This window comes from Mariniflexile fucanivorans, assembly GCF_004341235.1.
Lineage (GTDB): Bacteria > Bacteroidota > Bacteroidia > Flavobacteriales > Flavobacteriaceae > Mariniflexile > Mariniflexile fucanivorans.
Genome location: NZ_SLUP01000002.1, coordinates 279,534 through 304,492, shown reverse-complemented (window position 1 = coordinate 304,492; position 24,959 = coordinate 279,534). Strand labels below are relative to the sequence as shown.

Here is a 24,959-nt window from a genome sequence, read left to right as displayed (position 1 = left end):
AATTAAAAAAATGAGTTACTCAGTAAACATCATATCAACAGATAATAGTGTGGTAAAAATACCATTCAAACCCAATGCATACCCCAACTTAATGGAGTTGATTATAGATACCTATTATGAAGAAATAGGTGAGTGCCTAGGAAAAGGACTATGTGGTACATGCCATGTAAAAGTGGTTTCGGGCACTATGGAAGATTTCATGGATTCAACAGAAAAACAAACCTTAAGTAACACATATAATTCAGATTCCCAAAGCAGATTAGCTTGTCAAATCATGCTAACAAAACAAATAGACAAAATGACTTTTAAAATTATTAATGATAATATACTAAACCTTTAAAACTATGAATACCGCATCATTGGTAAAAGATATAACCTACCAAGAAAACAAACCGACAGTGACCGTTTTATTAAAAACGCAAACCACTAAAGAGATTAAGATTGTTATGAAAAAAGGACAATTTATGAAAGAACATAAAGCTCCCTATCCAATTGTTATTGAATTGTTCGAAGGTATTATCGAGTTCGGAGTAAATGGAGAAATTCAACTGCTTCAAACGGGAGATTTAATTGCTCTTGATGAAAATGTACCCCACGATTTAACCTGTATTTCAGATTGTATCATTCGATTATCTCTTTCAAATTTAGATACAGTTGAACGTGTTAACAATGTGAATAATTAAATAAAACCAACAAAATATAGTACAATGAAAAAAACATGGATTGCATTTATTAGTGTTGTAACACTATCGTTTATAATATTAATTTGGGTAGGCACAGAGGTTTATCAAACCCAACCTCCTATACCAGAAACGGTAATAATTAAAGGAACAAAAGAAGTTTTTTATACAAAAGAAGATATTCAAACAGGACAAAATGTTTGGGAATCTATTGGAGGTATGGAAGTTGGTTCTATTTGGGGACACGGAAGTTATGTAGCTCCCGATTGGACTGCCGATTGGATTCACAAAGAAGCCACTTTTATGCTTGAAACTTGGGCGCAAAAAGACTATAATTCTAACTACGAATCTTTAGGTGTTGAACAAAAAGCAGCATTAAAAGCGCGCTTAATTAAAGATCTTAAAACAAATACGTTTAATGAATCGGATAAATCGATTGCTATATCGGAGAGCAGATTAGCCGCCATTCAAGAAAACATCAAACATTATTCATCTATTTTTTCTGAAGGAAAAGAAGAATACGCCATACCAAAAGGTGCGCTTGTTGATAAAGAGAAGTTAGAACAATTGAACGCCTTCCTGTTTTGGACGTCTTGGGCAGCCAGTACGAATCGACCAGGAAAAGAGTATACCTATACATCCAACTGGCCACACGAACCATTAATTGACAACAATATTACAACCGATTCTATTATTTGGTCTGGTTTATCCATCGTACTACTTTTACTATTTATCGGTATTCTTACTTATTATTATTTGTTAAATCATGAAAAAGGGGAGTTGCTTGATAAACCAGAAACAGACCCCTTAACAAACTTAAAATTATTTCCTTCTCAAAAAGCCATCTTAAAATACTTCATAGTTATTTCATTATTAATTGCTTTGCAAGTTATTTTAGGTGCTGTTACAGTGCATTACACGGTAGAAGGACAAGCATTTTTTGGTTTTGATTTGTCTAAATACTTACCATATTCAATTACTAGAACTTGGCATACACAATTGGCTGTGTTTTGGATTGCAGCAACGTGGTTAGCCACAGGTTTGTTTTTAGCACCTATGATTTCTGGAAAAGAAATGAAATACCAACGTTTTGGTATCAACTTTTTATTCGTCGCTTTATTGGTAATCGTTTTAGGTTCTATGTTTGGCGAATGGTTGGGTGTACACCAATTTTTAGATTTAACTACCAATTTCTTCTTTGGTCACCAAGGTTATGAATACATGGATTTAGGTCGTTTTTGGCAAATATTCCTTGGCATTGGTTTAGTGCTTTGGGTGGTTATGGTGAGTCGCCATATTTTGTATGCCATTCGTAAAAACGATGCTTCAAAACATTTATTGATTATACTTTTAGTATCGGTAATGGCCATTGGTATGTTCTTTTTCTCTGGATTGATGTATGGTGAAAACAGCAGTTTACCAGTTATCAATTATTGGAGATGGTGGTTGGTACATCTTTGGGTGGAAGGATTCTTTGAGGTTTTTGCAACCGTTGTTATTGCTTATATATTTTCTCAAATGAAAATCATATCAGCTAAAACAGCTGGTCGTGTTTCCATAGCATCTGCATCTATATTTTTGGCAGGTGGTATTATTGGTACGCTTCACCATTTATATTATTCAGGCACACCGGTGCAAGCTATTGCTTTGGGCGCCACATTTAGTGCTTTGGAAGTAGTTCCATTAACTTTAATGGGTTTCGAAATTAGAGAAAACTGGAACCTTTTAAAAAGTAAACAATGGATGCAAAAATATAAATGGCCTATTTTCTTCTTTATAGCTGTTGCTTTTTGGAATTTTGTTGGTGCAGGTGTATTCGGCTTCTTAATAAATCCGCCAATCGCATTATATTATATACAAGGTTTAAACACAACTGCTGTACATGCACACACCGCATTATTTGGTGTTTACGGTATGCTAGGTATGGGCTTTATTTTAATTTGTTTACGTTTTTATTCTAATAGAGTTTGGGAGAGTAAAAAACTTAAACGTGCCTTTTGGTTTTTAAATATTGGTTTGGTGGCTATGGTAGTATTCAGTTTGTTACCCATAGGTATTATCCAAGCTTATACTTCAATTACACAGGGATATTCATTTGCAAGAGATTCTGAATTACTATATTCTCCAACCGTACAAACCCTTAAATGGATGCGTATGATTGGCGATGTGATATTCTCGGTTGGTATTTTCTATTTCTGTTGGTTTACCATCGATGAAACTATATATAATTTCAAAAGAAAGAAAGTAAATGGAGAGTAAATAAAATAAAAACTCATTTTATATTACGAGGCTGTCTGAAAAGTGTATTGTATTTACTTTGTCAGGTTGAGCTTGTCGAAACTGATATTGATTATCAGTAAGTTAAAATATTCCGACAGGCTCAATATGACACAGAATTACACTTTTCAGACAGTCTCTTTTTTATCCAAAAGGAACGATTATCAAATATTATTTTCATGAATCTTCATATTGAAAGATACATTTCTTACATTTAAGCAGTAAAGAAAATATATGTTAAAGAAAGTTTTTGCGAGCGCAGTATTTGGTGTGGAGGCTTCAACAATTACAGTTGAGGTGAATACAGATACAGGTATTGGTTACCATTTAGTTGGTTTACCCGATAATGCCATTAAAGAAAGTAATTTCCGAATTGCGGCAGCGCTTCAAAATAATGGGTATAGAATTCCTGGAAAAAAGTTAATCATTAATATGTCGCCTGCCGATTTACGAAAAGAAGGTTCTGCATACGATTTAACATTGGCAATAGGCATTCTAGCATCTTCAAACCAAATAAAAGCAGAAGATTTAGAACGATATATCATTATGGGTGAACTCTCGCTCGATGGAACCTTGCAACCTATAAAAGGAGCTTTACCCATTGCTGTAAAAGCAAGACAAGAAGGATTTAAAGGTTTTATTTTGCCGAGCCAGAATGCGAAGGAAGCTGCTATTGTAGATAATTTGGAGGTTTACGGTGTTGATAACATCAAACAGGTAATTGATTTTTTTGATAAAGGAGAAACCTTAGAGCAAACCATTGTAAATACGCGTGAAGAGTTCGAAAAAAACTTAAATTATCCAGAATTCGATTTTTCCGATGTAAAGGGGCAAGAAGGTATTAAACGCTGTATGGAAATTGCCGCAGCCGGTGGGCATAACATTATTTTAATTGGACCACCGGGTGCAGGAAAAACGATGTTGGCAAAACGTTTGCCAAGCATTTTACCGCCCATGACGCTTCATGAAGCTTTGGAAACCACTAAAATTCATTCGGTTGTTGGTAGGGTGAAAGAAACGGGGTTGATGGCGCAACGCCCCTTTAGGAGTCCACATCATACGATTTCAAATGTTGCTTTAGTTGGCGGTGGTAGTTATCCACAACCTGGTGAAATATCCTTATCGCATAATGGTGTATTATTTTTAGATGAATTACCCGAATTTAAGCGTGAAGTATTAGAAGTGATGCGTCAACCACTGGAAGATAGAGAAGTCACTATTTCACGAGCGAAATTCACGGTAACTTATCCCAGTAGTTTTATGTTGGTAGCGAGTATGAACCCGAGTCCGGGTGGTTATTTTAACGATCCCAATGCACCAGTAACGTCAAGTCCAGCCGAAATGCAACGCTATTTAAGTAAAATTTCAGGACCATTATTAGATAGAATTGATATTCATATAGAAGTAACGCCTGTTCCTTTTGAAAAACTTTCAGAAGACAGAAAGTCTGAAACCTCGGTGGAGATTAGAAAACGTGTTACAGCAGCCAGAGATATTCAAACCAATCGTTTTAAGGAGTCGGATACCGTACATTACAATGCACAAATGAACACTAAACAAATTCGGAAACATTGTGTTTTAGATGAACCCTCAAAACAATTATTAAAAACCGCCATGGAACGATTAAATTTATCGGCCCGCGCTTACGATAGAATTTTAAAAGTATCCAGAACCATAGCCGATTTAGAAGGTGTTGAAGATGTTAATGGTTCGCATATTAGTGAAGCCATTCAATATAGAAGTTTGGATAGAGAAGGGTGGTTGGGGTAACAAATTCCTGTGGAGGCAGGAATCTTTTGAAATTTAGTAAACACTAATTTTTAACGGTACGACTAAAAAAATCGTATTAGAGGAGTTATTCGTAAATTCTTTACGAAATAACCATTCATCAAAGTTGGAATGGTATTTTAAGCATATCTTTAACATTCGAATTTTTCAAAATGAAAACCACATTAATACTTATATTAGCTTTTTTTTCAACATTTATGTTCTCACAAAACGATGCTATTTCAGGTTCCTATTATCAAAGTAGTGGAAGTCCAGAAGGAGGTGCCAACTTTATTGTCATGCCAAATAACCACTTTGTAGTGGCATATTTTGGAGGTATTCAAAAAGGTACTTGGAAATTGGAAGCTGATGGTACTTACGAGTTTAAATATCATGCCGAACCAAAATTCGTGCTTTATGGACGTCATAATACACGGCTTAAAGATTCGATTTCTGTAAGTCTTGCAGTAGATGGAAATAAAGGTATTGCATTTCGTTTTAATGGTTCTACAGACGATATTTTTACACCAATGTTTAATAAAGGTGCCAATTGTTTTAGTTATCCTTATATCTATAAGCAAAAAGATAAACTTATAAGTTTAGATGCTTTTTCGCCCGATTATAAAAATTATGATGATGGAAGACAAGGCGATTTGCCTGGTTTTTACAGTTTTAAAATTGAAGAAAGCTATAACGATTTTATTGTCGCTGGTTTGTCTGAAGAATACTCTCAAGGTGGTTCATTCCGTGCTAAATATAAAGATGGTGTTTTATTACTAGACGAGATGACTAACCTTGAAAAAAGGGGGGATTCTGAAGATTTAGATGAAGAAACACTCAGTTTTGTAACCAGACATACGGAGTTTGAAATATTTCCTAAATTATTAGAATATAGGAATGAGTTTTTCCCTCATTACGATGATCCTACAGATGAAGATATGATACCTTATACAAAAATAGATTCGGTAAACAAATCTTCTAAAGACATTATAGTTTCAGAAGCGTATCTTTTTTATACGAGTTGTGAGGATTAACAGTTCTCTGAGCTTCAAAGTCTAACGACTTTGAGGAACAATATTATTTCCCATTAACACAAATTACATAAAACTCATTGATGAATGATTCATTGAATATAGAAAATCAAATTCGCTATGTAACAAATTTTAAAGAACTTGTTACGACACCTTTTTTCAAAGAAATGAATGCGATTTGTTGGACTCGTAAATTAATTGGTGATTTTTCTGAGATTGTTAGCAAGGTAGAAATAAAGGGAAATATGGTAGAACTTAGCGAAGAGGAGCTTAACGAACTTCAGTTGAGTGAACAAGGTAAGCTTGCTCGTGAAATTCTTTTAAAAGACTTGAAGTTGTTGAAAGCGCATGGCGCTTCTCCAATTCTTAATCTCATTAATTGCTATGAAAGAGATGATCTTTACCCATTTTTTCCGGCCGATGTTTATTCTTTTCATGTAGATCGCTCACCTATACCAACTGATACTTTTTTATGTACTTACCATGGTGAGTCCAGTGAGATATTACCAAATTCTCAATCCATTCAAAAAATATTGATTCCTGAAATACGTGATGAACTTAAAAAAATATATGGTGGAGCAGATGAAGGTTTTGAATCATTTTTAAGTGAAAATTTCTTTGATTTACACTATCAAGCTAAGCAAGAGGCACGCCCTATAAGCTTTGGTTTGGGACACTTATGGAAGATAGCGGTCGATCATCCTGAAAGTCAAGCCTTTCCTTGTGTTCACCGTGCACCAATGGAAAAAAATGGACAGAAGCGATTGTTGTTAATTTGCTGATTTAGAACTAATTAATAAGGGTTTTGTGTATTGATTGTAAGTGTTTTAAATTTATTTTAATTGCTTTTCCGTTAGTGCGAGCGACCTGCTCGTACCATTAAAAATTGAGAAATTTATTATATTAACGAAAGGAACGTTATTGCTAATAGGTCATAAAAAAAGAACGAAGCAAAACGTCGTTCTTTTTTTATCTAGCATTTTAATTAAATACCATTATGGAAGCTCTTTTTCATAAGTAAAAATAACGCTACTTGTAATAACAGCATCATTAACGTCTTTAAAATTAAGATTGGCTGAATAGGTAAATTCAGTATCATCTTCAGAAATTGTTAACACGGTACTTTGTGTAGTACAATAAGCTACCAATGTTAAGGTGCTTCCGCTTAATGCCCAAGTTCCCACAGATTCTAAATCATCGCAATCCGTAACATTTTCACCTTGGGTTAATGTATAATCTCTATCGGTCATAAAATTATAAACCAAATCATTTTGACAATCAGAGCTTTGTGAAAAAATATCTGTAGAAGGATTGTCAACATCGTCATCGGTTAAATCAATAGCTTCATCAGCAATAATATCCTTTAATTTCCAAGTTCCAGCAAATTCGGTTTCGGCTGTGTTTAATTCACCTTTAAGTGCATCTGGACAATCCGATCCATTATCATTGTTACAACTAACAGATAAAATACCAACAAGCAATAAGCTTTTTACTAATAAAATTGTTTTTTTCATAATTCAAATATTCTTTTTAATTCACTTTAAAGATGTTGGAATGACGAAATAGTTGCGTGAAAATAAAGAAAAAATTATAATTTAAATGATTTTTATCAGAATATAAGTGGTTAAATTACTGAATATCAATTTTTAATGTCTAAAATCATTTTTTACTAAATACACGATCAATTAAAACTTTATGAGTGATTAAATTTGGTAAAACCTCATATTTTTCTTTAGTTTGGTGATATTTAACTTCTAACTTCAATTAGCCTCCAATTAGTAACTATATGGGTAAAAACCACAAAGTATTTATCTAACTGTAAAAACTTAAAAAAAATTATCATCTTAATAGTTATTTTGTCTTTTTTTAAAGATTCTTTAATAAGATTAGGGTTGTAGCCAGTAAGATGAAATTTCATATTCACAATTCTGCAATTCTTAATTTTTATTAATAGATTAGCCTCAAAAATTGACTAAAAGTGAATTAGTTTAGTGAAGTCTTTTAATAAAAAATGCAGTAAAAATGAAAAAAAAAGTATTCGTATCTGGTTGTTTTGACATGTTGCATAGTGGACATATAGCTTTCTTTAAAGAGGCTTCATCTTATGGTGATTTATATGTAGGAATAGGATCGGATGCTACCATTGCAGAACTTAAAGGCCGTCATACCATCAATTCGGAACAAGAACGAATTTACATGATTAACTCAATAAGGTATGTAAAAGAGGCTTTTGTAAACTCAGGATCGGGCATGTTAGATTTTGAAGATGACCTTAAAAAACTGCAACCAGATTTATTTGTTGTAAATGAAGATGGGTTTTCACCAGCTAAAGAAGTGTTATGTAATGAACTTGGCATTGAGTTAAGAATGCTTAGCAGAATTCCAGATGCTGGATTACCTGAACGTTCTACAACAGCTTTAAGAACCGGCGGAAATTGCGCATTGCCTTATAGAATAGATTTAGCTGGTACGTGGATAGATCAGCCATATGTTTCAAAGCATCATCCAGGTTGGGCAATTACTGTATCGCTAGAACCGGTTATAGAATACAACGAACGTTGTGGTATGTCTACTTCTACCAGAAATGCGGCAAAAAAGATTTGGCCTTATTATTTGCCTATGGAAAAACCAGAAAAACTGGCTGAAATTCTTTTTAAATATGAAAACACGCCAGGTTCTGAATTAATTTCGGGTGCTCAAGATGCCATTGGAATCTGTATGCCGGGTCTTGTTAGGCATTACTACGATACGGACTATTGGCCAAAAAAAATCGAATCGGTGCACGACGAAGATATTCTTGTATGGTTAGAGACTCATATTAGCATGGCTTTACTTTGGCCAAGAGAAAATGGACTTGATCTTTTAAAAGATACCAGTGTTAATGAAACAAATGTGAAATCTTTGGCAAAAGCCGAAGAGGAGGTTTGGGATGCTATTCAGGAAATGGATTTAGATAAATTTGCTAAAGGGTTTTTAAAATCATTTAATGCACAAACTACCATGTTTCCTGAAATGGTTAACGACAGAATTAATAATGAAATTGAAAAATATAAAGACAAAGCCTTAGCTTGGAAATTAGCAGGTGCTGGTGGTGGAGGTTACTTAATATTAGTTTCTGAAAAACCAATTAAAGGTACGATGCGAATCAATATTAGAAGAAAGGAAGCTTTGTTGTAGGTTCTAATTTAAAAAAAATAATCTTACATAAATAACAAGAGGTCGTCTAAAAAGCAATTTTAAGACGATCTTTTTTTTTGTAAATGTTTAAGCTCTGTATATAGAAAGTATGAAAAATTTTAAGCTTTTACCTTTAAAATTTTTGATTGTTCATAAAAGTTCATAAATGCATAAAATTTTGTTTAAATTTATTCAACTTAATAAATATCCAAAATGAAGAAAATTTATGGCATGTTTTGTTTATTAATTTTGTTTCAATCATGCTCAAATAGAGAAGAGGATTCTAACGACAAAATTATAGGTAAATGGCAAGTAATAGAAACCTATCAATCTGGTTTGCTAGTAGAATCTTATGAATGTTCGGTATATTTATATTCTGAATTTAAAATTAATCATGAAATGCTTGGAGGCTTTATAGATTATAGCACCGCACCAAGTGATTGCACGAGCAACATTCAATTTGAAATGCTTTTATGGAAAAAAACCGGGAAAAATTCATATGAAATAAGAGATGCTTTGAATATAATAAAGTCTGTTGCTTATTTCGATGGCAATAATTTAATCATTGAAACATCAAATCTTCCATATAAGTATGTTTATAAGATGTTAGAATAAACTCATTTTTTAAGCTTTTACCTTTAAAATTTACATTTGAAAAGATGTGAATTTGCTTTGAAATAGTGGTTTTGTAAACATTAAGCAAATCAAAAAATATTTCGTAAACACCTAAAAAACATTTAAGTACAATAAAAAATCCCTAAAAATTACTCTATATATCTGAAATAAATTCTATAACTTTGGAATACAGCCAAAAAAACTAGAATTATGAACGACCAACAGATAGAAATTATTCTGAATCCAACTTCAGACTTTTTTGATGAAAATGATTCGCGATGGGCACAACAAAAAAATTTACTTGTTCGCGATTTACAGGGTAAAGCCACAAAAGTAGAAAAACGAACAGAGCCTGTAGAGGGCAAGAAAGGAGGTCTAGAAACACTGATTATCACTTTGGGTCCTGCAGTAATAACAGGAATAGTAGAAGTGGTTAAAGCGTGGTTGGCTAGAGATAAATCTACAAAAATTGAATTATCTGCAAACATAAACGGAAAGATTGTTTCTTTTACTGCCGATGCAAAAGGGATTGATAAAAACACGTTAAAAGAATTTCTTCAAAAAGCCGTAGAAAAAGCTACATAATATGAGTGTTACCTACAAAGCTATACTTGTGGGAAACAGTGAATTTCCCGAAGATCCGCATGAGTTATTAAAACTTAATGGGCCGGTAAATGATGTTGAATTATTAAAACGGGCACTTTGCGATTCAGATAAAGGATTGTTTGAAGAAAATAATATTACTACGCTTATAAACAAAACATCCGGAGAAATTTTATTAGCATTGGATCAGTTTTTTGCAGGCTTAACAAATAAAGATCAAGCACTATTTTATTATAGTGGGCACGGGGTACAAGATAGAATGAGCAGGTTGTTTCTATGTGCCAAAAATTCTAGGAAAGATTCGCTTATTTCTACAACAGTATCAGATCATACACTAAACATCTTGTTTGAAAATTGTCCGTCCAACAAACATATTATTATTCTCGATTGTTGCCACAGCGGTGGTTTTAAAGGGGGCGATTTGCCACAATCGTTACAAGGAGAAGGCAGATTTGTACTTACAAGTTCTAGTTCAATGGAATTGTCTAGCGATACTAGTTCACCCGATAGTCCTAGTCCGTTTACAAAATATCTTTCAGAAGCACTTTTAACCGAAAACATTGATGTGAATGACGATGGATATGTAAGCATTAATGAAGTTTATGAATATATTTTTCCTAAAATTTATCAAGAGTCAAAGCAAAGACCCCAAAGAAAATTTGGTGACACTTCTGGAGACCTACCACTTTGTAAACGAAAAAAAATATATAACCCAAATCCAACACCAAAAGATACTGATAATGATGGCGGGACTATGAATATAGGTACAGGAAAACCTAGGCTGAATGTGTCTGAGCAAAAAATTGACCATCTAGGTGTTGGGTCTGATGAAAAATTGCCTGATGAAATTATAGATGTATTTAATGAAGGGAGCGGGAAGTTAGACTGGACAGCTACTTGCAACGGTGATTGGATTGAGGTTGAAAACCATGGCACCTATATCAAACTAAAATTATCTCCTAAAACGGGTATGAACCGTGCTAGCATTCGTATAATAGATAAAAACGGTGGTGGTTCTAAAACCATACGTGTTGCTGTTGAAAAATTAAAAGAACTAGCTCCCATATGGTCCGAACCAGAAATAACAAACAAAAATATTGAAAAACCAGAAAAAAATATTTTAGAAGATGAACAACAAATTGCGCCAATTAAACTTTTAGCAACCTTTCAGGATGTAAAAATGCGACATGTTAATCAAGCAAAAAGCATTGTTGATAACTCAGAACAATCGGGAACTATTCAGGTTTTTTCCGATAGAATAGAATTTGTTGGTAATTTTAAAATCATTATAAAGGATATAGACATTTTAGACTATTACCCACAAGACATTAATCCTGGTTTTACGTTTAATTATATGGGTATTTCGGGTACTTATGATGGGGTTAAACAATTAATGTATTTCTATAATTTTAGTTGGTTTGGTGCAGGACAAACATGGAAAATGGCAGAACAAATTTATGCCTTAATAAAGAATAAGCAATTAACCGTTAACAACAATTTTAAAACTCATATTAACGCTAATCAACCCCCACCACAATCAGAGTCACCCCCACCACAAAATAATATATATATGCCAGGATCTTGGAATATTTATATTTACCAATTTGGGCAACAAATATCTTACTTAAACCTCTATTTTAATATGGGAGGAGCATTGAACGGAACTCAGCAAAGTGTAGATGGATATTCGCAAATTAGTGGTACCTGGGGGTATAATCCGCACACCAAATTATTAACATACAATGTGATGGTTTCTCTTGTTAACGGCGCAGTTCCAGACCATGGGAGTGTGAGCCTGCAAATAGAACCTAATGGTAACATATCTGGTACAGATCTTATTGGTAGGAAATGGGCGCTACAAAAAACGGGAAATTAATTGGTGACTTGAAAATAATTAATGTGTTCTCTACTAATATTATCAATTACAGTTATTTTATTGGTGCCTGGTTTTAAAATCTTACCAATAGGTCCAATCATTAAAACATAATAAGCAACATTTTCTTCTGTATAATATTCTGTAGATGAAATTAATTTAGCATACTTATCATTTATTTTTACTCTGGAAGGGGTATCAGTCATAGAGTTTATTAATTTATCGTTATTCGGGTTGTATTCAACCTTAATAAAGGAATCGCTTTTAGAAACTAATCTATTTTTGCCATTGTAAGGATATACTTTTTTTATTTTTTTATTATTGAGATTAGTCGTTTCTTTTTTAGTTGATACGTTCTTTTCTTCTGAATTTTTTTTAATTAAAGAATCATTTTTTATATTATTTATAGTGGTTTTGTGGCTTATTGGCGAGGTGTTTGTATTTTCATCTTTTTTTTCATGTTTTTTTAATCTAAGATATTTATTGGAAAGTAAATGGTCTTTAATTTTAATTTCTTCACTTACAAGTTTGTCTTCCTTATTAATAGCAATAGCTAAAAGTGAATCTAATTTTTCGTAATCATTAATTAAAAGTTTAATGCTATCGAGTTTATTATTATTTGTTTTTAAATCTTGTTCTAGGGTTTCAATCTGGGTTTCTTGTATATTGAGTTGGTTTTTTGTATAGCTGTAAGTAATAACTAAGCTCAATAGATATAAGGATAATATTAGAATAAAAACATATTTTAATTTCATTCTAATCTTCGATTAATATTTCTAATTTTCCTTCTATTTTAGCTGTTGTAGAATGTAATTTTTGAAATTCTTGGTAGAATTCAGTTTTCTGGTCTGATAATTTTTGGTTAATCGATTTGGTTATTTCGATGTTCTCAGTTAATTCCTTTTTCATATTTTGAAAAGTAAAAAAGTGAATAGCTGCAATAAAAGTAACACTTATTATACCTATAAGGAACTGTGGTTTTGAAACAATTCTGACACCTTCAATTTCAATTGGTTTTTGCTTTTTAGCCATGCTATTTTATCTAAGATTTTACTAAATATACTTTATTTTTATTTTCCAACAAAAAAGCAACCTTAAACAAGATAAAAAAACCAGTGAATTATTATGATATGCAAAAAGTTCTAAAATTATATTTAACGTTTTAAATTGGTTTAAATAGCATTATTTCTAAGCATTCATCATTAATTTTTAATAGCTCTATTGCTTATTAAAAATATCATGGCAACTTAAAAGTTTTATTAAAAGAAACCATGTTGTCAACTGTTTTTTGTAAATTCATTTGCTTACTTAAAAAATGAATTAAACCATTTCAATGACTAAAAAAACTTCAATAAAGATTTATATTTTACTTTTTTTTAGCTTGTTTTTTTCAACAACAAAAAGTTATAGTTCCATACTTTTGGATACCACACCTCTCGCTGCTACTTGGAGAACAGATATATCAGAACGATGTTTGGTAGATAGTTTTACTTTGGAAGATGTAATTATAGCTCCAACATGTACAACGTTAACAATGCCATTGGCAGGGGCAATTCATGTAGTAAAAGAAACGAATTTATCGTGGAATCCAGTTTCAAATGTAACAGGTTATAAATTAACGGTAGGCACAAGTTCTGGAGGCACCGATATATTAAACGCTTATAACGTAGGTGATGTGTTAAGCTATAATTTACCCAAAGATTTACCTGAAAACGCTACCATTTATGTTAAAATAACACCTTACAATTCAGATGGCGATGCAGTGTCTTGTGCTGAAGAAACATTTATAACACAAGATTTATCCTTGGTTCCAAACTGTACAAGTTTATTAGTGCCTTTGGCTGGTGCAAAAAACGTTCCTATTGAAACCAATTTGTCTTGGATGCCCGTTCCTGATGCGACGGGTTACATATTAACCGTTGAAACATTTACAACAGGCACAGATATAAGGAATACGTTCGATGTGGGCAACATAACCACTTATGATATACCGGCAAATTTACCTCAAAACACCACGATGTACATAACTATAGTGCCTTATAATTTAAGTGGAGAAGCAATGGGATGTCCCGAACAACGTTTTTTTACAGGAGTTGATGAAAGCCATTTGCCACCCAAATTCTTCACACCAAATAATGATAATACAAACGATTATTGGATAGTTCCAAACACATTAAATCTTGTATCTCGTGTTTTTATTTACGATCGTTATGGAAAGTTGCTGAAACAATTAGATGATTTTTCAACAGGGTGGGACGGTACCTTCAATGGAAACCCAATGCCAACTAACGATTATTGGTATCTTATAGTTTATAAGAATGGAATGAAGTTTAGAGGACATTTTAGTTTAGTTAGATAATATTTCTATATCTTACTTCCTATACAAAAAAAACAAAAAATGAAGAATTACATTGTTATACTATGTACGGTTTTGGTGGTAAATTGTAACAATTCAGAAAAAAATAATAAAACTGATGCACCAGAAATAAAACAAGAAAAAATACCAGTTCTAAATATAGAACAAGCCAACAAATTAGCGCAATTACCTTTAAGTTGTATGCATGTTGAGTATCCAAACAAATTATCCCAAACTTTGGGTGGTGATGCCGATTTAAAATCACCACAAACGTTGCACCCTGCCTTTTATGGCTGTTTCGATTGGCATTCAGCAGTTCATGCACATTGGAGCTTGGTGAGTTTGCTCAAACAGTTTCCAGATTTGGAACATGCCGAGGAAATCAAACAAAAGTTACTTCAAAATATTTCTAAAGAAAACATAGAAGTTGAAGTTGCTTTTTTCTTAGGTGAACACAACAAATCGTTTGAACGTACCTATGGTTGGGCATGGTTATTAAAGTTGGTTGAAGAACTTCACACTTGGGATGCACCTGTTGCTAAAACATTAGAAACCAATTTACAGCCTTTAACCAATTTGATTGTTGATAAATACATCGAATTTTTACCAAAATTAAACTATCCACAGCGTGTGGGGACGCATACTAATACCGCTTTTGGTTTGTCTTTTGCTTACGATTATGCTGAAACACTAAAAAACGAACCACTTAAAAAAGCAATTAAAGAACGTGCGGATTTTTTCTTTTTTAAAGATGAAAATTGCCCGATGGGTTGGGAACCTAGTGGAAGTGATTTTTTATCGCCAAGTTTGGAAGAAGCGGCTTTAATGAAGCGTTTGATGACCAAAGAAGATTTTAAACGTTGGATAAACGAATTTTTACCGCAACTAAATAATAAAAGCTTTATATTAGAAACAGGAAAAGTTTCCGATAGAACCGATGGTCAGTTGGTGCATTTAGATGGTGTTAATTTTTCGCGTGCTTGGAATTTAATCAAAATTGCTGAGGACCTTCCGGAATACAATCATTTAAATAATATCGCGTATGCGCACATAAATTATTCATTACCTAGTATTTTTGAAGATAGTTATGAAGGCGGCCATTGGTTAGGTAGTTTTGCTATTTATGCTTTAAATAACACTTCTAAATAATATAAAACAAAATCTGTGCAAACACAAAGTATCGATATAAATGTAGATGTAGGCGAAGGTATTGGCAACGAATCACTGTTAATTCCGTATGTATCGTCGTGCAATATTGCTTGTGGCGGACATGCGGGTACTAATAAAACCATGCGCAAAGTGGTTAAATTAGCCAAAAAGCACCGTGTTAAAATTGGTGCGCACCCATCGTTTCCAGATTTAGAAAATTTTGGCAGAAAACCCATGGAAATGCCCTGTGTGGCCTTGTTTACTTCATTGAAAGAGCAAATAAACGATTTAATGACCATTATTCAGGAGGAAAACACCATATTGCATCATATTAAACCCCACGGAGCCTTGTACAACATGGCTGTTACAGACGTTAGAATCGCTACAGTTATTGTTGAGGTTATTAGAAGTATGGCTTTACCTGTAAAACTTTATGTGCCCTATAAATCGGTTATAGAAACCTTAGCACTTCAAAGTAATATCCCAATTACTTACGAAGCGTTCGCCGATAGACATTATAATGATGATTTAACCTTGGTGTCGCGTACCCAAGAAAATGCATTAATTCATGATGCAGATGCCATGTTTGAACATGTGTTTTATATGATTAACAAGCGAAAAGTAAAAACCATTACAGAGGCAGAAATAGCAATAAAAGCAGAAACATTTTGTCTACATGGAGATACGCTTCAAGCTGTAGAATTACTTAAAAAACTTCATGAAAATTTAAAGGCTAAAGGCATAAAAATAATTTAATTTTATGGCTTTTAATCTTACATACAAACCGTTTGGCGAGCGTTCTATTTTGGTGGAATGGCCAGCAGTTATTGATAATGAAATATTAAATGATATTATTCAATTTAAAAAGATTATTGAAGAAAAAAAAATTAAATCTATTGTTGAATTAAAATCCGCATATAACTCGTTATTAATTATTTACGATTCAATTTGTAGGAATTTTGAAAATGAAGTCATTTTTCTGAAAAATGCATACAAATCTTTAAAATTGAATAATGACAGTGTGTCAGTTTTATGGAAGATACCTGTATGTTATGATGGTTTTTTTGGAATAGATTTGGAAGTTGTTTCCAAAGAAAAAAAACTCTCAAAAGAAGCCATTATTAAGCGACATTCTCAAGCTGTTTATACGGTTTATTTTATTGGTTTTTTACCCGGTTTTTTATATTTGGGTGGTTTGGACAAATCGCTTTATATACCTAGGAAATCGACCCCACGTTTACAAATTGAAAAAGGCGCTGTTGCCATTGGTGGTAGTCAAACGGGCGTGTATCCATCGGCGAGTCCGGGTGGTTGGAATATTATTGGAAATTCGCCTATTGCGTTTTTCAATCCTAAATTAAAAACACCTTGTTTTTCGAAACCAGGAGATCGTCTGGTTTTTAAGCCAGTTTCTTTAAAAGAATATGAAAACATCAAGATTTTGGTAGATTCTGGTGTGTATCAGTTGGAAAGTGAGGTGTTTAGTGGTTAAAGTATTGTCTCCCGGGTTTTATTCTACAATTCAAGATTTGGGAAGGACTGGGTTTCAGGAATTCGGCGTTCCATATTCAGGGGTTATGGATGTGTATTCGGCAACTTTAGCAAACCTTATCTTGGGTAATCATGCTAATGATGCAGTTATTGAAATGACTATGACGGGAGCAAAACTACAATTTAGCTGCAGTACCTATATCTGCGTGTCTGGAGCAGATATGTCGCCTCAATTAAATGGCGTGCCTATTCATCTAAATAAAAGCATGAAAGTAAGTGCGGAAGATGTGCTTTCTTTTGGAAAACTAAATAAGGGTTTTCGTTGTTATTTGGCGGTTTCTGGTGGTTTCAAAACAGAGGAAGTCATGCGAAGTAGAAGTATGTATAAAGATGTTACAGATTTGAATAAATTATCAAAAAATAACGAATTAAAAACAAACATAAATGATTTATATTTAAATGATAACAATTCATTAGTTAAAGTAAAAAATAAACATTTCTCAACTAAAGATATTGAGGTTTTTAAAGGTCCGGAATTTCATTTATTATCTACTAAACAACAAAAATTGCTGCTTCAAAATGAATTTACTATTTCCAAAGAAAATAACCGAATGGGGTATCAACTTTCAGAACTTTTAGAAAATAATTTAGAGCCTATCATTACATCTCCAGTACTTCCGGGAACGGTTCAATTAACCCCATCAGGTAAGCTCATAATTTTAATGCGCGATTGCCAAACAACAGGAGGTTATCCAAGAGTGTTTCAGCTTAAAGAATCTTCTATAAATGTATTGGCGCAAAAGTTTACAGGTAAAACAATTCATTTTAAACTTAATTCTCAATATTAGGTTAAGTATTTATTAGTATTAACGACAAATTGCTAAAATTATATCATGCCTAAAAAAATTATATTATTAGTTGTACTAACAATTTCAATGCTTAGTTGTGAAAAAGAAATTAAAGATGCCACCGTCATTGTTCGTAAATCTATTGAAGTTTCAGGTGGCAATTTGATTAAAAATTCTAATATTGAATTTGATTTTAGAGACAAACATTATTTTGCAAAACGTAATAGTAACGGTTTCACGTTAGCTAGAGTTTCTGATTCTATCGTTGATTTATTAAGCAACAAGGGGTTTGAACGTGTTATAAACGAGCATGTTGTTGAGGTGGCCGACAGTATGATTCCTAAATATGCTGCTTCTGTAAACTCGGTGCATTATTTTTCGGTATTACCTTACGGGTTAGATGGTGATGCTGTAAACAAATCGTATTTAGGAACATCAAAATTGGCAGGAAAAGAGTATTACAAAATTAAAATTACTTTTAATGAAGAGGGTGGTGGTGAAGATTTTGAAGATGTTTTTATTTACTGGATTAATGCCGAAACATTTAAAGTTGATTATTTAGCCTATTCTTATAATGAAGATGATGGTGTTGGTTTTCGCTTTCGAGAGGCTTATAACGAACGTTACATTAAAGGAATACGGTTTGTAGATTACAATAATTATAAACCAACAAACGAAAATGTTTCATTGGAAAATCTTGATAATTTATTCGAAACTGGAGATTTAAGTTTACTTTCTAAGATTGAACTTAAAAATATAATTGTTGATTAGTAATTATTTGATTTTTTTTGGGTTTCATACCTCGAGGCTTGCCCCGTCTTCATTTATGGAATTTGGAATTTCCTTTTTTTTGGAATTTAATACCTCATGGGCTTGCCCTGAGGTAGTTTATTTTTATAATATAACGCCAAAACTTTCTCACTAAGCTAATTCTAAAGCAATCTCAATCATTCCTTTAAAGGTGGTTTCTCTATCTTTTGAAGTAGTGCGTTCTCCAGTTACCAAGGAATCTGAAATAGTTAAAATAGTAAGCGCATTTACATTGTGTTTTGCGGCAACGGTATATAATCCTGCCGTTTCCATTTCCACACAAAGCACTCCGAATTTCGACCATTTCTTATAAGATTCAAAATCATCTGCATAAAATTCATCCGAGGTAAATACATTGCCAGCTTTAATTGGGATGTCTTTAACTTTTGCAGCTTCTATGGCTTTTTGAAATAATTCAAAATTAGCGGTAGGAGCATAATCTGCACCACCAAAACGAAGCTCGTTAACCCCAGAATTTGAAGATGCCGCCATAGCTAATACAATATCACGTAATTTAATATGCGATTGGTAAGAACCTGCACTACCTACACGAATTAAATTTTTAACACCATATTCCGTTATTAATTCGTGTGCATAAATAGATATGGAGGGTACGCCCATACCAGTTCCCATAACCGATACGCGTTTATTGTTGTAGGTGCCTGTGTATCCCAACATGCCTCTTACTTGATTAAAGCATACTGGGTTTTCAAAAAATGCTTCAGCAATCCATTTGGCTCGTAATGGGTCTCCTGGTAATAAAATGGTTTCTGCTATGTCACCTTTTTTTGCTTCTATATGTACGCTCATTAGTTAGATTTTTAGAAAGTTGGATTGTTGGATTGTTAGACGGTTAGAAACGATTATTTAATAACTCTCTGTAGAAGTTTTGCCTGTAACTATGGCAATTCCAGAGGAAGTTCCTAGGCGTTCAACACCTAAATTAATATATTCCATGGCTGTTTTGTGATCTTTTATACCACCTGATGCTTTTATTTTTGCTTTTCCATCGGCAACACTTTTCATAAGTTTTACATCTTCAATAGTGGCGCCTCCAGTGCCAAACCCGGTTGATGTTTTAATAAAATCTGCACCGCTTTGAATCGCTATTTCACTGGCTTTTATTATTTCATCTTCGTCTAGGTGGCAAGTTTCTAAAATCACTTTTAAAGTTAGGTTTGGCATGCATTTTTTAACAGCTTCAATATCTTTAGAAACGGCATCAAAATCTTTGCTTTTAAAAAACCCCACGTTAAGTACCATGTCAATTTCATCGGCACCATCACTTAAAGCTTGTTTGGTTTCGGCTATTTTTGCTTCAGTGCACATGGCTCCTAAAGGAAATCCGATAACACAGCAAACTTTTACAGGGCTATTTTTTAGCTGTTCCTTAGCCAAGGTTGCATAACAAGAATTAACGCAAACAGAATGAAATTGATATGTTTTAGCTTCATTGCAAAGCTGTATAATATCGTCTTTCGTGGCTGTTGCTTTTAAAATGGTATGGTCTATATAGCTACTTAGCTGTTTCATGTTGCAGTTCGAATTTAAGTAAATTAATCTATCTAAACATGTATATCATCTTGAAATAAATATGATATACATGTGTTACAAATGTATTAACTATTCTTTAAATTCAACGGTGCTAATAGCATAAATAAGCAGTTTAATTGTTTTAAATTAACAATCAAACTGCTTATTAAAATTGTAAGTAAGAATTTATGGTTTACCGCAATTCTTGGCTCATTTTTGAGTACTGAGCTTCTGAATTGTTTTGTTTATGGTTGGCGTCCAGATACTTTTTGTAAATCTTAGCATTTCTGGTTTGAAGGCTGCTGCTTGCTGGGTTTATGTTTTTTGAGGTTCCAATTCTATCAGCACCGGCTTCTAGGTATTTCATGGCGGTTTCATAGTCTTCAATGCCACCAGAAACCATTATTTGAGCTTGATCTTTTATGGTTTTTTTTATGATTTTTGTAGCGGTTAAAGTAGCGCCACTTTTTGAAAACCCACTAGAAGTTTTAATAACATCTACATTAGCATCTAAGCAAATAGAACAAGCTTTAATTATTTCGTTTTTGTTTAATTCGGAAATTTCCAATATAACTTTTAAAGGCGTGTCCTTTATGGCAAGCTTCACATCTATAATATCTTTTAAAACAGATACAAAGTTTCTACTTTTTAGAAATCCTAAATTCATTACCATTTCAATTTCATCAGCGCCATCTTCAACAGCCTTTTTAGCTTCGTAAACTTTAGCGGCTGTAGATGTAGCTCCTAATGGAAACCCGGTAACAGAGGCTATTTTAATACTTGTGTCATCTAAAAGTTGCTTTGCTAAAGCTACATAAGCCGTGTTGATACAAACGGCGTAAAAGCCATTTAATTTGGCTTCGTTGCATAGGTTTATAACATCGCGTTCTGAGGATGTTGCTTTTAATAGTGTGTAGTCGATAAATTTGGATATATCCATTGTTATAAGTAGGGTTTTAGGGTTTAATTCTTGTTAATTAACAGAATTGATTGAATTATTGTAATGTTTGGGGAACTTACAATATGGCTAAATTAGGTAATTTTGTCTATATTAATATACCGTTCATCGATTTTCAAATTATTTTTGCTAACTTTTTTATTAACTATTTAAATTTCAAAATATTCCGTTTTTAAAAATTGCTTAAATGTCGTTTCAAATTTTTTAATAGAAGTTAGGTTAGTGCATTTAAAAAGTATTGCTAAATTTAATTATATGGGTGAAGTATGATTGTTATAGTTTCTCAATTATAAACTTTGATTATTCATTTATGGTTTGAGTTTTGCTTCTTACAACTAATTCGTGTGCCCAAAAAATGGCTTCGCCCAATGTATCAAAAATTTCATAGGGTTTATCGAAAAAAGTGCGTTCGTATTCTGCGTTTTTCCGCATTGTTTCAGTTTCTGGTATTAGTGCAATGGCAAGCAAATTGGGTATTTTTTCGGTTTCGTTATAAATTAAAGGATTAACGGTGTAGGATTTCACACGGTTGGAAATATAAACCATATCTTCATTTCTAAAATGTTGCCGAATGATAGTGTTCAAGATGTCGTTATGATGCGATTCAATAATAACACCTTCTTTAATTTGATTAATAATGAAATTAGGGAAAATGAATAGTTCAGAATCTTCTTCGTTCAAATATTTTATTATTCCCATAGTTAATTTCGTTTGACAAATTGTATTCATGTATGATGCAGAAAACAATTTGATAATTAGATTTTTTTATTAAAACAATCGACACAGTGAAAGAACCTGTTTAGTATTGAAATATTCAATTAAAACTTGTTACAAATAAGTTTAGATTAAAAAAATGTTTAATAAATGTAGTAACTAATTTACAAATAATTAACTAGAAAAGCAACATTTGTTTCTGTAAAAACAAATATTGCTTTCTGTAAATTAATAAATTATTAAAAGTGTTTAATTAAAATATGTTGAACACTCATTTATATTTCTTCTGAGACAAAATCTCCTTGATTTCTAAATACTAGCTTATCATCAAAAGCGTCTAACAATATTATGCTATCTGTTGTTACTTTGCCTGATAAGATTTCTTTACTCAGGGCATTTAAAACGTCTTTTTGAATCACGCGTTTTACAGGACGTGCACCATATTCTGGATTGTAACCTTTATTTGCTAAATAGTCAATGGCTTCTTGCGTTGCATCAAATGTGATACCTTGTTGACCAATCATTTTGGTGATGCCTTTCAGTTGTAATTTCACAATAGCTGTTATGTTGTCTTTGCTTAAAGGTGTAAACATGATGGTGTCATCAATTCTGTTTAAGAACTCTGGGCGCACACTTTGTTTTAATAATGCGAGTACATCAACTTTGGCTGCTTCAATAGCAGAATCAATATCTTTTGTCGCTTCAAAACGTTCTTGAATTATCTGGCTTCCAATGTTAGAAGTCATAATGATAATGGTATTTTTAAAATCAGCTACACGTCCTTTGTTATCCGTTAAATGGCCTTCATCCAATACTTGTAAAAGAATATTGAATGTGTCTGGATGTGCTTTTTCAATTTCATCCAACAGCACTACAGAATATGGTTTTCTACGAACAGCTTCGGTTAATTGTCCACCTTCATCATAGCCAACATATCCAGGAGGTGCGCCAACCAGTCTGCTAACGGCATGACGTTCTTGGTATTCACTCATGTCTATACGAGTTAAAGCATTTTCATCATCAAACAAATATTCGGCTAAGGCTTTTGCTAATTCGGTTTTACCAACTCCAGTAGTTCCTAAAAACAAGAACGTTCCAATAGGTTTTTTAGGGTTTTGTAAACCGGCACGACTTCTGCGAACTGCATCACTTACGGCTTCAATAGCTTCTTCTTGTCCTACCACACGTTTGTGTAGTTCATCTTCTAGTTTTAAAAGTTTTTCACGTTCACTTTGAATCATTTTGGTGACAGGGATTCCAGTCCATTTTGCAACCACTTCAGCAATATCATCATAAGTCACTTCTTCCTTAATCATTGAATTTTCAGATTGTGCATCCAGTTGCTTTTGAAACACTTCCAGTTGCTCTTGGGCTTCTTTTATTTTACCATAGCGTAATTCGGCTACTTTTCCATAATCGCCATCTCGTTCAGCGCGTTCTGCTTCTAATTTGAAGTTTTCAATGTCTTGTTTGATGTTTTGAATGTTTTCAACTACCTCTTTTTCACTTTTCCATTTCGCATTTAAATCGTTACGTTGTTCTTTTAAATTTGCTAAATCGGAGCGTAACGTTTTTAATTTGCTTTCGTCTTTTTCACGTTTTATGGCTTCAATTTCAATTTCCAACTGCATCACTTTTCTGTCTAAAACATCCAATTCTTCAGGTTTGGAATTGATTTCCATACGCAATTTAGAAGCAGCTTCATCCATTAAGTCAATGGCTTTATCTGGTAAAAAACGGTTGGTAATGTAGCGTTGCGATAATTCCACAGCACCAATAATAGCCTCATCTTTAATACGTACTTTATGGTGGGTTTCATATTTTTCTTTAATACCACGTAAAATGGAGATAGCACTTTCGGTATCAGGTTCGTCCACTATCACTTTCTGGAAACGACGCTCCAACGCTTTATCTTTTTCAAAGTATTTTTGGTATTCATCTAAAGTGGTTGCTCCAATAGCACGCAATTCGCCTCTTGCTAAAGCAGGTTTTAAAATATTGGCAGCATCCATAGCGCCTTGTCCGCCACCAGCACCAACAAGCGTGTGGATTTCATCAATAAATAAAACGATGTCGCCTTCACTTGAAGTTACTTCCTTAACAACGGCTTTTAAACGCTCTTCAAATTCACCTTTATATTTGGCACCTGCAATTAATGCACCCATATCCAAAGCGAAAATTTGCTTGTCTTTTAAGTTTTCAGGGATGTCGCCATCAATAATTCTGTGTGCTAAACCTTCCGCAATAGCGGTTTTACCAGTTCCGGGTTCACCAACTAATATGGGGTTGTTTTTGGTTCTACGCGATAAAATTTGAAGGATTCTTCTAATTTCTTCATCACGACCAATAACAGGGTCTAACTTCCCATCTTTCGCTAATTGATTTAAGTTTTTAGCGTATTTGTTAAGCGCATTATAGGTTTCTTCCTGACTTTGGGAGGTTACATTTTCGCCTTTACGTAATTCGTTTATGCTAGCAGTAAGTGTTTTTTCAGTAACACCTTGGTCTTTTAGCATTTGTGCTATTTTGCTGTTCGATTTAAAAATAGCGATGATTAAATGTTCAATAGAAACATAATCGTCGTTCATTTTTTTAGCAATAATAGCCGCTTCATTCAAGGTTTTACCAGCTTCTCGCGAAAGCGTAAGTTCACCTCCAGTTACTTTAGGGAAACTTTCAATTTGTTTATCTAAAGCCTGTTCTAAAATGTTAATATTTACATTCAATTTTTTTAAAATGAATGGTAAAACATTTTCATCTACTTCAAAAATACCTCTAAAAAGATGTTCGTTTTCAATTTGTTGTTGCCCGAAACCTTGCGCTATTTGTTGCGCTTGCTGTATGGCTTCTTGCGATTTTATTGTATAATTGTTTGGGTTCATATTGTATGTTTTTTCATTCCTCTAATGAGAAAGTGTTATTATTGTTTTACTTTTACACTCTGTATAAGTCAATAATCTTACCAGTACGATTTTAAAGACAAAATGTCACCTAAAAGCTTTTTTTGAGTGACTTTTAGTCAGTTGGTAAGGTTTTGAAAGGATAACGACTTATATGAATAGTTATATAAAATATAC

General features: G+C 33.1%; 24 protein-coding genes. 16 read left to right on the top strand and 8 right to left on the bottom strand.

The window, feature by feature from the left end:
* Positions 1 to 10: 10 nt before the first annotated feature.
* The 6 genes from EV196_RS04805 to EV196_RS04780 all read left to right on the top strand — a co-directional run bounded on the left by EV196_RS04805 (position 11) and on the right by EV196_RS04780 (position 6,537).
* On the top strand, positions 11 to 340 hold the full coding sequence (locus EV196_RS04805) for a 2Fe-2S iron-sulfur cluster-binding protein (RefSeq protein WP_132215489.1): 330 nt from the start codon (positions 11 to 13) through the stop codon (positions 338 to 340).
* 4 nt (positions 341 to 344) lie between these two features.
* Positions 345 to 683 carry a cupin domain-containing protein gene (locus tag EV196_RS04800; RefSeq protein ID WP_132215487.1) on the top strand — a complete coding sequence of 113 codons (339 nt, stop codon included), beginning with the start codon at positions 345 to 347 and terminating at the stop codon, positions 681 to 683.
* Between the two features lie 24 nt (positions 684 to 707).
* A complete protein-coding gene (locus tag EV196_RS04795) occupies positions 708 to 2,939 on the top strand; it encodes a nitric-oxide reductase large subunit (protein ID WP_132215485.1) in 2,232 nt (743 codons plus the stop codon).
* A 252-nt stretch (positions 2,940 to 3,191) separates the two neighbouring features.
* Positions 3,192 to 4,727 carry a YifB family Mg chelatase-like AAA ATPase gene (locus EV196_RS04790; protein ID WP_132215483.1) on the top strand — a complete coding sequence of 512 codons (1,536 nt, stop codon included), beginning with the start codon at positions 3,192 to 3,194 and terminating at the stop codon, positions 4,725 to 4,727.
* A 170-nt stretch (positions 4,728 to 4,897) separates the two neighbouring features.
* The gene (locus tag EV196_RS04785) at positions 4,898 to 5,758 is read left to right on the top strand and encodes a hypothetical protein (protein ID WP_132215481.1); all 861 of its coding nucleotides are present in this window, start codon (positions 4,898 to 4,900) and stop codon (positions 5,756 to 5,758) included.
* An 80-nt stretch (positions 5,759 to 5,838) separates the two neighbouring features.
* The gene (locus EV196_RS04780) at positions 5,839 to 6,537 is read left to right on the top strand and encodes a hypothetical protein (protein WP_132215479.1); all 699 of its coding nucleotides are present in this window, start codon (positions 5,839 to 5,841) and stop codon (positions 6,535 to 6,537) included.
* A gap of 213 nt (positions 6,538 to 6,750) precedes the next feature.
* On the opposite strand, the gene EV196_RS04775 is transcribed toward EV196_RS04780, so the two are convergent.
* Positions 6,751 to 7,269: a DUF5004 domain-containing protein gene (locus EV196_RS04775; RefSeq protein WP_132215477.1), complete on the bottom strand. Its 519-nt coding sequence runs from the start codon at positions 7,267 to 7,269 to the stop codon at positions 6,751 to 6,753.
* A gap of 508 nt (positions 7,270 to 7,777) precedes the next feature.
* Here EV196_RS04775 and EV196_RS04770 point away from each other — a divergent pair.
* The 4 genes from EV196_RS04770 to EV196_RS04755 all read left to right on the top strand — a co-directional run bounded on the left by EV196_RS04770 (position 7,778) and on the right by EV196_RS04755 (position 12,026).
* Positions 7,778 to 8,932: an adenylyltransferase/cytidyltransferase family protein gene (locus EV196_RS04770; protein ID WP_132215475.1), complete on the top strand. Its 1,155-nt coding sequence runs from the start codon at positions 7,778 to 7,780 to the stop codon at positions 8,930 to 8,932.
* A gap of 213 nt (positions 8,933 to 9,145) precedes the next feature.
* Positions 9,146 to 9,547, top strand: coding sequence for a hypothetical protein (locus tag EV196_RS04765; RefSeq protein WP_132215473.1), 402 nt, complete (start codon positions 9,146 to 9,148; stop codon positions 9,545 to 9,547).
* Between the two features lie 210 nt (positions 9,548 to 9,757).
* The gene (locus tag EV196_RS04760) at positions 9,758 to 10,132 is read left to right on the top strand and encodes a hypothetical protein (RefSeq protein ID WP_132215471.1); all 375 of its coding nucleotides are present in this window, start codon (positions 9,758 to 9,760) and stop codon (positions 10,130 to 10,132) included.
* Between the two features lies 1 nt (position 10,133).
* On the top strand, positions 10,134 to 12,026 hold the full coding sequence (locus EV196_RS04755) for a caspase family protein (RefSeq protein ID WP_132215469.1): 1,893 nt from the start codon (positions 10,134 to 10,136) through the stop codon (positions 12,024 to 12,026).
* On the opposite strand, the gene EV196_RS04750 is transcribed toward EV196_RS04755, so the two are convergent.
* Both EV196_RS04750 and EV196_RS04745 read right to left on the bottom strand, forming a co-directional pair.
* A complete protein-coding gene (locus EV196_RS04750; RefSeq protein ID WP_132215467.1) occupies positions 12,023 to 12,778 on the bottom strand; it encodes a hypothetical protein in 756 nt (251 codons plus the stop codon). The genes EV196_RS04755 and EV196_RS04750 overlap by 4 nt on opposite strands.
* A gap of 1 nt (position 12,779) precedes the next feature.
* The gene (locus tag EV196_RS04745) at positions 12,780 to 13,055 is read right to left on the bottom strand and encodes a hypothetical protein (RefSeq protein WP_132215465.1); all 276 of its coding nucleotides are present in this window, start codon (positions 13,053 to 13,055) and stop codon (positions 12,780 to 12,782) included.
* A 301-nt stretch (positions 13,056 to 13,356) separates the two neighbouring features.
* On the opposite strand from EV196_RS04745, the gene EV196_RS04740 reads away from it, so the two are divergent.
* The 6 genes from EV196_RS04740 to EV196_RS04715 are packed head-to-tail and all read left to right on the top strand — an operon-like array spanning position 13,357 to position 18,638.
* Positions 13,357 to 14,382, top strand: a complete 1,026-nt coding sequence (locus EV196_RS04740; protein WP_132215463.1) for a T9SS type B sorting domain-containing protein — start codon at positions 13,357 to 13,359, stop codon at positions 14,380 to 14,382.
* Between the two features lie 39 nt (positions 14,383 to 14,421).
* The gene (locus EV196_RS04735; protein ID WP_132215461.1) at positions 14,422 to 15,528 is read left to right on the top strand and encodes a DUF2891 domain-containing protein; all 1,107 of its coding nucleotides are present in this window, start codon (positions 14,422 to 14,424) and stop codon (positions 15,526 to 15,528) included.
* A 15-nt stretch (positions 15,529 to 15,543) separates the two neighbouring features.
* Positions 15,544 to 16,284: a 5-oxoprolinase subunit PxpA gene (gene pxpA, locus EV196_RS04730; RefSeq protein WP_132215459.1), complete on the top strand. Its 741-nt coding sequence runs from the start codon at positions 15,544 to 15,546 to the stop codon at positions 16,282 to 16,284.
* A gap of 4 nt (positions 16,285 to 16,288) precedes the next feature.
* Positions 16,289 to 17,020 carry a 5-oxoprolinase subunit PxpB gene (pxpB, locus tag EV196_RS04725; protein ID WP_132215457.1) on the top strand — a complete coding sequence of 244 codons (732 nt, stop codon included), beginning with the start codon at positions 16,289 to 16,291 and terminating at the stop codon, positions 17,018 to 17,020.
* Complete coding sequence (locus tag EV196_RS04720) at positions 17,013 to 17,867, top strand: 5-oxoprolinase subunit C family protein (protein ID WP_132215455.1); 855 nt, start codon at positions 17,013 to 17,015, stop codon at positions 17,865 to 17,867. Before pxpB ends, EV196_RS04720 begins: the two co-directional genes overlap by 8 nt.
* A gap of 45 nt (positions 17,868 to 17,912) precedes the next feature.
* Complete coding sequence (locus EV196_RS04715) at positions 17,913 to 18,638, top strand: DUF6503 family protein (RefSeq protein ID WP_243652180.1); 726 nt, start codon at positions 17,913 to 17,915, stop codon at positions 18,636 to 18,638.
* A 150-nt stretch (positions 18,639 to 18,788) separates the two neighbouring features.
* Here the strand turns inward: EV196_RS04715 and deoD are convergent, their stop codons facing one another.
* The 5 genes from deoD to clpB form a co-directional block, all read right to left on the bottom strand.
* Positions 18,789 to 19,487, bottom strand: a complete 699-nt coding sequence (gene deoD / locus EV196_RS04710) for a purine-nucleoside phosphorylase (protein WP_132215453.1) — start codon at positions 19,485 to 19,487, stop codon at positions 18,789 to 18,791.
* Positions 19,488 to 19,544: 57 nt separating this feature from the next.
* A complete protein-coding gene (gene deoC / locus EV196_RS04705; protein ID WP_132215451.1) occupies positions 19,545 to 20,210 on the bottom strand; it encodes a deoxyribose-phosphate aldolase in 666 nt (221 codons plus the stop codon).
* A 193-nt stretch (positions 20,211 to 20,403) separates the two neighbouring features.
* The gene (deoC, locus tag EV196_RS04700) at positions 20,404 to 21,150 is read right to left on the bottom strand and encodes a deoxyribose-phosphate aldolase (protein ID WP_132215449.1); all 747 of its coding nucleotides are present in this window, start codon (positions 21,148 to 21,150) and stop codon (positions 20,404 to 20,406) included.
* A 318-nt stretch (positions 21,151 to 21,468) separates the two neighbouring features.
* Positions 21,469 to 21,867, bottom strand: coding sequence for a hypothetical protein (locus EV196_RS04695; protein ID WP_132215447.1), 399 nt, complete (start codon positions 21,865 to 21,867; stop codon positions 21,469 to 21,471).
* 290 nt (positions 21,868 to 22,157) lie between these two features.
* Entirely contained in the window at positions 22,158 to 24,764 is a 2,607-nt protein-coding gene (gene clpB, locus EV196_RS04690) for an ATP-dependent chaperone ClpB (protein WP_132215445.1), read from the bottom strand.
* Positions 24,765 to 24,959 lie beyond the last annotated feature (195 nt).